Source organism: Dactylosporangium sp. NPDC000521, from assembly GCF_042898305.1.
Taxonomy (GTDB): Bacteria; Actinomycetota; Actinomycetes; order Mycobacteriales; family Micromonosporaceae; genus Dactylosporangium.
In genome coordinates this window covers 42110-54018 of record NZ_JBIAYW010000015.1, presented here as the reverse complement: position 1 = coordinate 54018, position 11909 = coordinate 42110, and the positions used below count along the sequence as shown (strand labels likewise).

The window sequence follows — 11909 nt, the reverse complement described above, 5'->3', positions numbered from 1 at the left end:
GGTCGAAGCGTCGCCGGTTGGGTAGAGACGGGGCCATGGACTTCGGAGTCGGATACTTCCCCACCCACAATGCCATGGCCCCAGGCGACCTGGCGCGGCTGGCCGAGGAGCGCGGCCAGTCCGCCGTGTTCTTCGCCGAGCACACCCACATCCCGGCCAGCCGGGACACGCCGTACGAGGACGGGCAGGAGCTGCCGCAGAAGTACTGGCACACCTACGACCTCTTCGTCGCGCTGACCGCGGCCGCGGCGGCCACCAGCCGGCTGCGCATCGGCAGCGGCATCTGCCTCGTCATCGAGCGTGACCCGATCATCACCGCCAAGGAGGTCGCCTCGCTCGACCAGCTCTCCGGTGGCCGCTTCGAGTTCGGCGTCGGCGCCGGGTGGAACCGCGAGGAGATGCGCAACCACGGCACCGACCCGCGGGTGCGCATGGCCGTGCTGCGCGAGCGGGTCGAGGCGATGAAGGCGATCTGGGCCGGGACGGAGGCGTCGTACCACGGCAAGTACGTCGACTTCGAACGGATCTGGTCCTTCCCGAAGCCGGTCCAGCGCCCCCACCCGCCGGTCCTCGTCGGTGGCATGGGCCCGGGCGTGCTGGACCGCGTGCTGGCGTTCGGCGACGCCTGGTTCCCCAACTACGGCGAGGGTGTCGTCGAGCGCATCGGCGAGCTGCGGGCCCGGGCCGATCGCCGGATCGACGTGCAGGTGCTCTCGGCGCCGGCCGATCCCGCGGTACTGCAGCGCCTCTTCGAGGCCGGTGTTCAGCGCGCCAGCCGGTGGATCCCCTCCGGCCCGCGCTCGATCGTCGAGCGCGGCCTCGAACAGTGGGAACGGGCCATCGCCGACTTCGCCGGCGAAGGCGCGTGACGCCGGACGAGTGCCGGCAGCGTTTCGGGGCGGCGCGCGTGGCCCGGCTGGCCACCGTCGCCCCGGATGGCTCACCCCATGCCGTGCCGATCGTGTTCGCGCTGGAGGGCGACACCGTCTACCACGGCGTGGACGCCAAGCCGAAGCGGCACACCGCCCTGCAGCGGCTGGCCAACCTGGCCGCCGAGCCGCGCGCCGCGGTGCTCGCCGACCATTACGACGAGGACTGGTCCGCACTGTGGTGGGTCCGCGCCGACGGCATCGCGCGCGAGGTGGACCCGGCGGGGGAGGAGGGGCGCCGGGCGCTCGGGCGGCTGGTGGCGCGCTACCCGCAGTACCGAATCCGGGGCCTGATGATCGCGATCGACGTCGCGCGGTGGACGGGCTGGTCTGCCTCGTAGAGTCGGGGTCATGACCGACTTCTCCGCCGAGCACCGGCGGCTCATCGACGCCGTCGCCGAGCGCCCGGGCGCGCAGATCGCCGAGGCGGCGGTGGCCTACGACCACGACGGGCAGCCCATGGAGGGCTACCGTGCCCACGACGCCGCGGTCGCCGGGCCGAAGCCGGCCGTGATCATCGTGCACGACTGGACGGGGCTGCGGGAGTACCCCAAGGCCCGGGCCCAGATGCTCGCCCGCCTCGGCTACTACGCCTTCGCCGCCGACCTCTACGGCACCGGGCGGCGCTTCGAGGACCACCAGAGCGCGGCGGCGGAGGCCGGGAAGTACTACGGCGACCTCGCGCTGATGCGCGCCCGGGTCCGCGCCGCCTACGACGTCGTGGCGAACGACCCGGCGGTCGACGCGAGCCGGATCGTCGTCATCGGGTACTGCTTCGGCGGCTCGGCGGCGCTGGAGTTCGCCCGCACCGGGGCGCCGCTGGCCGGCACGGTCGCGTTCCACGCCCGCCTCGTGGCCCACGAGCCGGCCGACGTCGCCGCGATCACCGGCGCGGTGCTGATCTGCACCGGCGGCGCCGACCCGGTGGTGCCCGACGAGGCGGTGGCGGCCTTCCAGGACGAGCTGCGCACCCGCCCCGACCTGGACTGGCAGGTCATCACGTACTCCGGCGCCGAGCACGGATTCACCCTGCCGGGCGGCGCGTACCACCCGGCGGCCGACGCCCGCAGCTGGCGCGAGCTGACGGCCTTCCTGGACGAGGTCTTCTAAGGATCTTCCGAAAGTTGCGGCTGCGGCCGATGCGTTGCAGTCCGGTCGTCGTCACGCGAGCCGGTCACCGTGCCGCACCATACGCAAGGCCAGTCCTGCGGGCTCGCGGCAACTTGTGACCCAGGTCACCTCGTTTGGTGATCCGCCGGGTGCCTCGCGGTCGACCATCTAGACGTGGGAGGAAGTGATCAGGACGAGGAGCGGCTGCTGCGGCGGGTCGCGCGCGCCGATCTGGACGCGTTCGACGAGCTGTACCGGCGGACCTCGCCCTGGCTGGCGATCCGGCTGCGCCGCCGCTGCGGCGACGACGGCATCATCGCCGAGGTGCTGCAGGACACCTACCTGACGGTGTGGCGGGCGGCCGGCTCGTTCACCGGGCTGCGGCAGTCCGGCGGGGCGGACGCGCCGGGCGGCACGGCCGTCGGCTGGATCTGGACGATCGCGGCACGCCGCCTCGTCGACGCGCTGCGCCGGCGGTCCCGCCTGCGGGAGGTGCCGACGGAACTGCTGCCCGAGCGCAGCGCGCCGGCCGCCGAGGACGAGGCCCTCGCCGGGTCGATCGGCCTGGAGCTCGGCGCGGCGCTGGACAGCCTCGCGCCGGAGCTGCAGGCGGTCCTGGCCGCGATGGTCCTGGACGGGCTCACCGTGCGCGAGACCTCGATCCTGCTGGGGTTGCCGGAGGGCACCGTGAAGAGCCGGGCGCGGCGCGCCCGCACCGCGCTACGGGAGGCGCTGACATGACCGCGCACGTCGCACCGGCGGCCCTCGCCGCGTACGCCGCCGGCACCCTCGGCCCCGACCCCGCCACCACCTGGACGCTCGAGGGGCACCTGGAGCGGTGCGCGCAGTGCCGGGCGCAGCTTGCCGAGCTGGCGGCCCCGCCGTTGCGGGCGCTGCTGGACGACACCCGCACGACGATCCTCGCCCAGGCGCGCAGCGGACCGCCGCCGGTGCCGCAGCGGCTGCTACGGAGGCTGCGACGGTGGCGGCTGCGGTGGACCGGCTGGTCCGTGCTCGGCTGGGCCGCCATGACGTGCAGCGCGATCCTCGCGGCCGTCCTGCTCGACTGGAACTACCCCGACCGGCCCTCGGCGGTGCTGCTGCTGGCGCCGGTCGCACCCCTCGCGGGACTGGCGGTCACGTGGTCCCACCGGGCCGACCCGGCGTGGGAGACGATCGCCGGGACCGCCCGGGCCGGGCTGGAACTGTTGCTGCGCCGTACCCTCGCCGTCCTCGCCCTGGTCCTGCCGCCGCTGACGCTGGCCGGGCTGGCCCTGGGCCGCAACCCGGCGCTGTGGCTGCTGCCGTGCCTGACGTTCACCGCCGCGACGCTGCTGCTCGGCAGCCGCGTCGGCGTACCGCTCGCGGCCGCCCTGCTCGGCGGGGGCTGGCTCGCGGCGGCCGGCGCGGCGACGTTCGGTCACGGCGGCGCGGCCGCGTTCGCCACGGCGCCGGCGGAGGCCCTGATACGGGCCGAGACCATGCCCGCGTGGGCCGCTGCCGCCGTCGTACTGGCGCTGCTGACCGCACTGCGCGCCGACCACCTGCGAAACCCCGCCACCTGGCGCTGACCTTTTACAAAGGAGACAACATTGGTACGCGCAGTGAGCGCCGACGAGGTGGCACCGACCCGGCATGCCTGGCCCATCGAGGCGGCCGGACTGTCCGTGAAAGCCGGCCGGCACCTCGCCGTCGACGGCCTCGACCTTCGCCTCGGCACCGGCGTGCACGGGCTGCTCGGCCCCAACGGCGCCGGCAAGAGCACGCTGATGCGGGCCCTGGCCACGGTCGTTCGCCCGCACCGCGGCACGCTGCGGCTGCTCGGCACCGACGCCACCGCGGGCCGGGCGCTGCGGCCCGTGCGGGCCCGGCTCGGGTACCTGCCGCAGCAGTTCGGCTTCTACCCCCGCTTCACCGTCCGCGACGCCGTGGAGTACATGGCCTGGCTGCGGGAGATGCCGTCCTCGGCGGTGCCGGCCGCCGCGCAACAGGCCATCGACCGGGTGCGGCTCACCGACCGCGCCGACGCCAGGCTCAAGTCCCTGTCCGGCGGCATGCTGCGCCGAGCCGGGATCGCGCAGGCGATCGTCAACGAGCCGGACCTGCTGCTGCTGGACGAGCCGACCGTCGGGCTGGACCCGGAGCAGCGCGTGGAGTTCCGTGAGCTCATCCGCGACCTCGGCGCCGACAGTTGCGTGCTGGTCTCCACCCACCTCGTGGAGGACGTGGTCGCCGCCTGTACCGACGTCGTGCTGATGGACGACGGCAGCCTGGTCTTCCAGGGCGTGCCCGCCGACCTGATCCGGCACGGTGAGACCGGCGGCGTCGGTGACAGCCCGGCCGAGCGCGGCTATTCGGTCCTGCTGCACCGGCACCGGGACGCGGCGTGATCCGGCCGCTGCGCACCGAGCTGCGCCGATCCAACGCCCCGGCCGTGGCCGTGCTGCTGGTCGTGGTCGGCGGGCTGTCCGCCGCCAGCATGTACACCTTCTGGCAGGGCCAGTGGCTGCGCTTCGGCTACGTGCACACCACCGGCATGTTCATCCTGATGCCGCTCGCACTGGCCGGCGGCGCGGTGCTCGGCCGCCGGGACCGCCGCACCCGCGCCGAGGACCTGCTGCTGAGCACCGGGCGGCCCCGCTGGCAGCGCGCGCTGCCGGCGATGGGCGCGCTCGGCATCGCCGTCGCGGCCGCGCACCTGCTCGTCCTCGCCGCCGGCGCGGCCCTGCTCGCCGGCACGTACCTGGGGCTGCGTGGTGCCGTCGCGGCGCTGGTCGACGCGCTGGTGCTGGTCGGCGCGGCCTGGACGGGCATGGCCGCCGGCCGCCGCTGGTCCGCGCCGCTGGTGCCGCCGGTGCTGGCCGCCGCCGTGCTGGTCGTGCAGGTCGGCGCGGCGGAGATCGCTCACGGCGACGACCGGCTCGGCAACCTCTCCCTGATGATCTCCTGGCCGCCGGACACCGTGTGGGAGACGACGTCCACCCGCCTGCTGCTGAGCCACCTCGCCCTCGGCGCCGGGCTGCTGCTGACCGGCGTCCTGCTCGCCGCGGGCGCGTCGGGTCTGTGGCGCGCGGGCGCGTTCGCCGGCCTCGCCGCCGGCGTCGCCGGTCTGGTCCTCGTCGCGAGCCCCGGCCCGGCCGGGATCTGGCAGCTGGACGCCGGCGCGTACCGGTACGTCTGCGCCGACGGCACCCCGCAGGTCTGCGTCACCGCCGTGCACGCCCACCTGCTGCCCGGCGTCTCCGCCGACGCCCGCCGCGCCCTGCGCGCCCTCGCGAAGCTGCCCGGCGCACCGACCCGCGCGGTCGAGCTGCGGCTGGACACCATCGGCGAGAACGACAGCGACCAGTGGTTCCGGCCGAAACCGCGGCCTGGCACCGTGCAGTTCCAGCTGGAGGTAGACCCCGGCACCGGCCGCGACCCCGACGTCGCGGAGAGCATCGTCATGGGCGGCGGCACCCGCTGGTCCGGGTGCGGCCACGGCAGCGACGACGTGGCCCAGGCCGTCGCCGCCGCGTGGCTGCTGGACACCGACACCGTCCGGCTGTGGGACTCGTGGTCCGGCTTCGACTACGCGGACAAGTACCAGTCCGAGGTGCGGGCCGGCGTGCAGGCGTTGCGGGCGCTGCCCGGGGCCGAGCAGCTGCGCCGGGTGACCGCGCTGCGCGACGCGGCCGCGCGCTGCGAGCAGGACCTGATGCCGTACCTCACCGGTCAGGCCGCACCGTGACCCGCGGGCTGCGGCTGTACCTGCGTTCGCGCCGGGTCCCGGTCGCCGTCGCCGGCTCGGCGGGCGCCGTGGCGCTGGTCGCGGCCGCCTGGTCCAGCATGATGGACCGCGCCGGCGTGCCCGCCGGCCTCGCGGTGCTCACCACCGCGATGGCGGCGGCGCCGTTCTGCCCGACCCTCGCCGGCCCAGACCCGGCACTGGACCGGACCGCCGCGCTGCCGTGGCCACCGCGCCGGGCGGCGCACCTCGTCGCCTGCTGCATCGTGGTCGCCGCCCTGCTGCTCGCCGCCCGCCCGTTCGGCGCCGACTTCGGCCCGGTGTGGGTCGTGCTGCGCAACACGGCGGGCCTGATCGGTGTGATCGGCCTCGGCGCCGCCGTCGCCGGCGCCCGCGCCGCCTGGCAGGTACCGGTGGCGTGGGCGGCCCTCGCCGCGTTCATGGTCGCCCCCGGCGGGCCGCGGTGGCGGCACGCGGCGCTGTGGATGGTGCAGGAACCGGGCAACCGCATCGCCACGGTCACCGCCGCGACGCTGCTGGTGGCCGGTGTCGCCGCGTACGCGGTCCGCGTCGGCCCCCAGATCGCCCCAGTCGAGGCGGCGATGGACCAGTAGGCGATCGCGAGACAGCTTCACAGCACGTACCGGTCGGTGACCGGCCGTCCGTCGGGCGCGACCACGGTCCATGGCACCTGGTGTCGATCGAGCTCGCCCGACAGGGCCGCTCGTGCACACGTACGGCCCTGCTCGCGCAACGAGGCCGCCACCGACCAAACTCCCGAGGTGGTGGCCTCTCGCGAGCCGTCCCACCCGGTGAGCGTCACCTCCCGCTGCGTGCGGCCCACCGTCGAGCGGGCCCCCAGCGCCAGTTCATCGCTCATCGCCAGTATCACCACGGGGCCGGAGCCCTCCAGCGTCTCGAGCAGCGCTGCGGCGGCGGCCTCACCCAGTTCGCGCTGATTGCGCTCCACCACGGCGATCCGCACGTCGCCCCAGTCGTGACCGGCCTCGGTCAGTGCATCGCGGTAGCCGGCCAGACGGGCCCCGGTGACGGGAAAGGGGACCGCCCGCAGGTCCATCAGGTCGGGGGGCAGGTCGTGGCCGCGTAGGACGCCGCCGGCGCGGCGCCGGTCCAGGGGGAAGCTGATGATGACGGGGGTCGCTTCAGCCAGCGGCGTGGCCGCCGCGACCGCTGCCGCCGCCGCGCGGTCATCGGGCCCGATGCACACCAGCCCCGGGTGGGCAGGACCGCCTTGGATAGCAGCGGGTCGCCCGCTGCTCGCGACGGCGGCCAGCACCGGGTCATCGGCGACGGTGGTCCACAGCACGTAGCCGTCCACCGCCGCTGTCAGCACCCGGTCGACGTCGGAGGCATCCCCTCGGGTGGGAATCAGCACCACTCCCAGGTCCTCGCTGACGCAGACGTCGGTGATCCCGGCCAGGAACTGCGCCGCCTGCGGGTTGTCGAAGAGGTAGGACAGGTGCTCCCCGACCACCACCCCCAGCTGCTTGGCGCGCCCTGAGCGCAGGGCCCGGGCGGTGCTGTCGGGGCGGTAGCCCAGCCGGGCCGCGGCCTCCAGCACCCGGGTCCGAGTGGCCTCGGCGACCCGCGCGGGGTGGTTGAAGGTGTAGGAGACCGTCATCGGCGCGACCCCCGCCTGCTTGGCGACGTCTTTGACGGTGGGACGTCGACGCGCAGGTGTGGGCACAACGACATCATATCTGTTTGTGTAACGTTACGAAGTCTTGTGTAACGTTACGAAGCATGGGTCAAGACACGGCCGTCTCCTCGCCCCGTCCACTCGCCCTCCGGGCCCGTGCCGCCTACGCGCCCTACGCGGCGTTCGCCGCGTTCGGGATCTTCTGGGGCGCCTGGGGAGCTGCCCTTCCCGCACTGCGCACCCAGGCCGGGGTCAGCGAGGGTCAGCTGGGCACCGCCTTGCTCTTCATCGGCCTGGGGGCGCTGCCGGCGATGGCCCTCACCGGACGTGCGGTGGACCGCTACGGGCTCCGCGTGGCGTCATGGCTGCTGGCGGCACTGGCCGGTGCTGGCCTCCTCATCTCTGCCGGCGCCGACGGGGTGGTGCTGCTGATCATCGGAATGCCCGTGGTCGGCGCCGCGTCCGGTGCCGCGGACGTGGCCATCAACACCCTGGCTGGCCGCGCAGAGCACGCCACCGCCAAGCCTCTGCTCACCCGATCCCACGGACTGTTCTCCGTGGGCGTGGTCATCGCCAGCCTGTCCACCGGAGCGCTGCTGGGTGCGGGGCTGTCACTGCTGGTGGCCTTCGCCGTGGTCGCGGCGGTGATGTGCGCTCTGGCAGCGGCTGCCCAGCTGACCGGCACGTCGCTGCGGATTCCGGCTCACCAGGGCGATGCCAGTACCCGTCAGGAGCGCGGGGCACCGGCAGGCTCCGGCGCGGCCGCGCCCCGTGGCGCACGCAGGCTCACGGGCCTGCTGCGCCGGATCAGCCCGGCCTCACCCCTGTTCGTCGTGGGACTGGTGGCTGCCCTGGCCTACGCCATCGAGAACGCCCACCAGAGCTGGGGAGCGGTGATGCTCACCGACGTCTTCAGCGCCTCACCCCAGCTGGCGGCCGCGGCCCCGGCGACTTTCGCCGCCACCGCCGCGCTGGCGCGCCTGAGCCTGGCGCCGCTGTCACGCAGCCACCCCACCGCGATGTTGCTCGGTGGAGGCGCGTTGGCCACCGCGGGCAGCGCGGTGCTGGCCACCGCCCCTTCGGTCGCCCTTGCCCTGGCCGGGCTGGTGCTGGCCGCCCTGGGCACCGCGACGTTGTTCCCCACCTTGCTCGGCCGCAGCCTGCGAGGCGCCGACCCCGCTCGGCACGGCCGGGCCACCTCCACCGTCGCCGCCACCGCCTACCTGGGCTTCCTGCTCGGCCCGGCCTACGTAGGTCTGCTGGCCGAGAGCAGCGACCTGCGCGGCGCGCTGCTCGGCGTGGCCGTACTGGCTTTGGTCTTCACCCTGGCAGCGGCGCCGATCAGCACCTGGGCCGCGAGAAGAGCGCACACCGATCGCTAGGACCGCTCGCTCTTCGGCAGGACCGGCAGCCGCGCGCCGCCGGCCCGTGCCGCCGCCCTGCCGGCCAGGCCGCCCCGCGGCGCACCGTCGGCCCGCCCGCGGTGCCGTCACGCCGGCCTCAACGGCACACAGGTACCCCGGGCGAAGAATGGCACCCCCTCGGCCGATCCCCGGCCCAGCCGAACGGCCGACGCGAAACATGCCCGCAACAGGCGGAAACTCGCAGGTCACCAGCGGTAGAAAGGTCCGCCGGAATGCTTGAGATCCGCGTTGCCGGATGCATTGACGTGGCGTGAGTCACGGCTCTATCGTGAACCACCAGTTCACTGAGTGATCCGATCCAACGGTTCACTGAGTGAAACACGACCGCCGGACGACGGCTCCCGAGAGGTTTCGGAGAGTGCCTGCACATGACCGCGACAAAGATCGTTCCGCCGCCGACGTCGGCCGAGACGGGGCGCGCCCAGGGCGGACGGCAGCAGCTGGCGCAGGGCCGGTCCCTTCGCGGACCTAACGTGAAGAAACACGTCATCAACACCGTCGGCTCGATCGGCGTCGTCGCGCTGCTCGCCGGGCTCTGGGAGGGGTACAAGGCGCTGGGCCAGGCGGTCGGCGACGTCATCCCCGGAACCAGGATCGGCTTCCCGGTGGCCACCGACGACCTGTCGATGCCCCACCTCTCGACGATCCTGCGCTCGCTGATCGAGCCGGCCCGGCGCGGCGACTCGATGTCCCTGGGTGCGTACCTGATCGGCGAGACCACGGTGACCCTGCGCGAGGCCCTCTACGGCCTCGTCGCCGGCTCCGTGCTCGGCCTGCTGCTCGCGATCGTGTTCCTCAACGTGGTCCCGATCAGCAAGGGCCTGATGCCGTGGCTGGTGGCCTCGCAGACGGTGCCGCTGGTGGCGATCGCCCCGATGATCGTGATCTGGGGCGGCAAGGCCGGCGCCCCGCCGTGGATCGCCGTGACCGGCATCGCCGCCTACCTGGCGTTCTTCCCGGTCACGATCAACACCCTGCGCGGCCTGAAGTCGCCGCAGAAAGTGCACCTGGAGCTCATGCACAGCGTCGGTGCCAAGCGCCGCCAGGTGCTGTGGTGGCTGCGAGTGCCGGCCTCACTGCCGTTCGTGTTCGCCGGGCTCCGGCTGGCCGCGACGGCGAGCGTCGTCGGCGCGATCGTCGGCGAGCTGTCGGCCGGTACTGGTCGCGGCATCGGCCGGTCGATCCTCACCTTCGCCTACTACTACTCGAACGGCCCGGAGAAGCTCTACGCGGCCGTCTTCGTGTCCGCGGTCGCCGGCATCGTCTTCGTGCAGCTGCTGGGCCTGATCGAGCGGTTCGCGCTCCGGCACCGCCATGCGTGAGCAGTCCGGAAAAGCCGAGAGGACCGAGGCTCCCGCCAGGAATCCCGGCGTCCGCGGTGGCAAGACCGCACCGAACCTTCGACATGTGCCTGGAGTAGCAGATGACTGAGCCCGCCATCATCTCCGTCCGCGGAGTCAACAAAGAGTTCAACAGCGGCGGCAAGCGCTCGGTGACCGCGTTGCAGGACATCGACCTGACGATCGAGCGCGGCGAGTTCGTGTCGCTGCTCGGCCCGAGCGGCTGCGGCAAGAGCACCCTGCTGCGCGTGCTGGCCGACCTGACCGAGCCGACCAGCGGCACGGTGACGCTCAACGGCAAGACGCCCCGCGCCGCCCGGACCGACCGCGACTACGGGATGGTCTTCCAGCAGGCCGGCCTGTTCGACTGGCGCAGCGTCCAGCGCAACGTGGAGCTGCCGCTGCAGGTCGCCGGGGCCGACAAGCAGGCCCGCCGGGCGAAGGCGCAGGAGATGCTGGAGCTCGTCCGGCTCTCCGAGTTCGCCAAGCACTTCCCGTGGCAGCTCTCCGGCGGCATGCAGCAGCGGGTGGCGATCGCCCGCGCGCTCTCCGCCGATCCGGCGATCCTGTTCATGGACGAGCCGCTGGGCGCGCTGGACGAGATGAACCGGGAGCGGCTGCAGGGCGAGCTGCTGCGGATCTGGGCCGACACCCGGACCACGGTCGTGTTCGTCACACACAGCATCTCCGAGGCGGTCTTCCTGTCCTCGCGGATCGTCGTCATGTCGGCCCGCCCGGGCCGGATCGCCGCGAGCATCGACGTGGACCTGCCGTACCCGAGGACCTCGGCCACCCGCACCACCGAGGCGTTCTTCGCCAAGGTGACCGAGGCCCGCACCGCCCTGCACAGCGAGCTCGCCGAGCAGGCCGCCTGATGGCCGTCGCCCAGGCCGTCCAGCCGTCCCGGCTGCGGGCCCAGCTCGGCCGCGTCCTGCCGGTCGTCGTCACCGCCCTGGTGATCCTCGGCGCGTGGCAGCTCGCCGTCATCGTGTTCGACGTCCCGTCGTTCATCCTCCCGACGCCGACCGCGATCCTGTCCGCGTTCGCCGGCCAGTTCGGCACGATCATGTCGGCCTCCCGGATCACCGTCGAGGCGGTCCTGCTCGGCCTGCTCATGGGCGTGGTCTGGGGCGTCGTGGTGGCGCTGGTGCTGAGCCGGTTCCCGAGCATGTCCGGGCCCGTGCTCACCGTGGCCGTCATCATCAACTGCGCCCCGATCGTGGCCCTGGCCCCGATCTTCAACAACTGGTTCGGCGTCACCAGCCTGGTCTCCAAGGCCGGTGTCGCCGCCGTGATGGTGTTCTTCCCTGTTCTGGTCAACACGACCCGGGGCCTGCTCCAGGTCTCACCCCTGCACCTGGAGCTCATGCAGTCGCTGGCGGCCAAGCCCCGACACGTGGCGCTGATGCTGCGGCTGCCCAACGCGCTGCCCTTCCTGTTCAACGCGTTGAAGCTCGGCTCCACCCTCGCCGTCATCGGCGTGATCGTGACCGAGTACTTCGGCGGCCCGAGCAACGCACTCGGCGTCTACATCGCCTCGCAGGCGTCGCTGCCCCGGTTCGACTACGCCTGGGCCGGAATCCTCGTGGCGAGCGTGCTCGGCCTGGCCATGTTCGGCGTCGTCTCGCTGCTGGAGCGCCTCCTCATGCCCTGGCACTCCTCGCTGCACGACGAGAACCCGTAGGCGTCGCACGACGAGAACCCGTAGGCGCCACACCC

General features: G+C 73.4%; 13 protein-coding genes. 12 read left to right on the top strand and 1 reads right to left on the bottom strand.

The window, feature by feature from the left end:
- Positions 1-35 precede the first annotated feature (35 nt).
- From ACFY3L_RS37810 to ACFY3L_RS37775, 8 genes are all read left to right on the top strand, one after another.
- Entirely contained in the window at positions 36-869 is an 834-nt protein-coding gene (locus tag ACFY3L_RS37810; protein WP_389335621.1) for an LLM class F420-dependent oxidoreductase, read from the top strand.
- The gene (locus ACFY3L_RS37805; RefSeq protein WP_389335618.1) at positions 779-1270 is read left to right on the top strand and encodes a TIGR03668 family PPOX class F420-dependent oxidoreductase; all 492 of its coding nucleotides are present in this window, start codon (positions 779-781) and stop codon (positions 1268-1270) included. Before ACFY3L_RS37810 ends, ACFY3L_RS37805 begins: the two co-directional genes overlap by 91 nt.
- 10 nt (positions 1271-1280) lie before the next feature.
- Positions 1281-2039, top strand: coding sequence for a dienelactone hydrolase family protein (locus ACFY3L_RS37800; RefSeq protein ID WP_389335615.1), 759 nt, complete (start codon positions 1281-1283; stop codon positions 2037-2039).
- A 174-nt stretch (positions 2040-2213) separates the two neighbouring features.
- Positions 2214-2780: an RNA polymerase sigma factor gene (locus ACFY3L_RS37795; RefSeq protein WP_389335612.1), complete on the top strand. Its 567-nt coding sequence runs from the start codon at positions 2214-2216 to the stop codon at positions 2778-2780.
- Positions 2777-3610 carry a zf-HC2 domain-containing protein gene (locus ACFY3L_RS37790; RefSeq protein ID WP_389335609.1) on the top strand — a complete coding sequence of 278 codons (834 nt, stop codon included), beginning with the start codon at positions 2777-2779 and terminating at the stop codon, positions 3608-3610. Before ACFY3L_RS37795 ends, ACFY3L_RS37790 begins: the two co-directional genes overlap by 4 nt.
- Before the next feature lie 21 nt (positions 3611-3631).
- The gene (locus tag ACFY3L_RS37785) at positions 3632-4429 is read left to right on the top strand and encodes an ABC transporter ATP-binding protein (protein WP_389335606.1); all 798 of its coding nucleotides are present in this window, start codon (positions 3632-3634) and stop codon (positions 4427-4429) included.
- Positions 4426-5769: a hypothetical protein gene (locus tag ACFY3L_RS37780; RefSeq protein ID WP_389335603.1), complete on the top strand. Its 1344-nt coding sequence runs from the start codon at positions 4426-4428 to the stop codon at positions 5767-5769. The genes ACFY3L_RS37785 and ACFY3L_RS37780 overlap by 4 nt, the downstream gene beginning before the upstream one ends.
- Positions 5766-6380, top strand: coding sequence for a hypothetical protein (locus ACFY3L_RS37775; RefSeq protein WP_389335600.1), 615 nt, complete (start codon positions 5766-5768; stop codon positions 6378-6380). The genes ACFY3L_RS37780 and ACFY3L_RS37775 overlap by 4 nt, the downstream gene beginning before the upstream one ends.
- 17 nt (positions 6381-6397) lie before the next feature.
- On the opposite strand, the gene ACFY3L_RS37770 is transcribed toward ACFY3L_RS37775, so the two are convergent.
- Complete coding sequence (locus tag ACFY3L_RS37770) at positions 6398-7474, bottom strand: LacI family DNA-binding transcriptional regulator (RefSeq protein ID WP_389335597.1); 1077 nt, start codon at positions 7472-7474, stop codon at positions 6398-6400.
- 56 nt (positions 7475-7530) lie between these two features.
- Here ACFY3L_RS37770 and ACFY3L_RS37765 point away from each other — a divergent pair, with 56 nt between their 5' ends.
- The 4 genes from ACFY3L_RS37765 to ACFY3L_RS37750 all read left to right on the top strand — a co-directional run bounded on the left by ACFY3L_RS37765 (position 7531) and on the right by ACFY3L_RS37750 (position 11874).
- Positions 7531-8808, top strand: coding sequence for an MFS transporter (locus ACFY3L_RS37765; RefSeq protein WP_389335594.1), 1278 nt, complete (start codon positions 7531-7533; stop codon positions 8806-8808).
- A 515-nt stretch (positions 8809-9323) separates the two neighbouring features.
- Positions 9324-10172, top strand: a complete 849-nt coding sequence (locus tag ACFY3L_RS37760) for an ABC transporter permease (RefSeq protein WP_389335591.1) — start codon at positions 9324-9326, stop codon at positions 10170-10172.
- A gap of 101 nt (positions 10173-10273) precedes the next feature.
- Positions 10274-11065: an ABC transporter ATP-binding protein gene (locus ACFY3L_RS37755; RefSeq protein WP_389335588.1), complete on the top strand. Its 792-nt coding sequence runs from the start codon at positions 10274-10276 to the stop codon at positions 11063-11065.
- Positions 11065-11874: an ABC transporter permease gene (locus tag ACFY3L_RS37750; RefSeq protein WP_389335585.1), complete on the top strand. Its 810-nt coding sequence runs from the start codon at positions 11065-11067 to the stop codon at positions 11872-11874. The genes ACFY3L_RS37755 and ACFY3L_RS37750 overlap by 1 nt, the downstream gene beginning before the upstream one ends.
- Positions 11875-11909 lie beyond the last annotated feature (35 nt).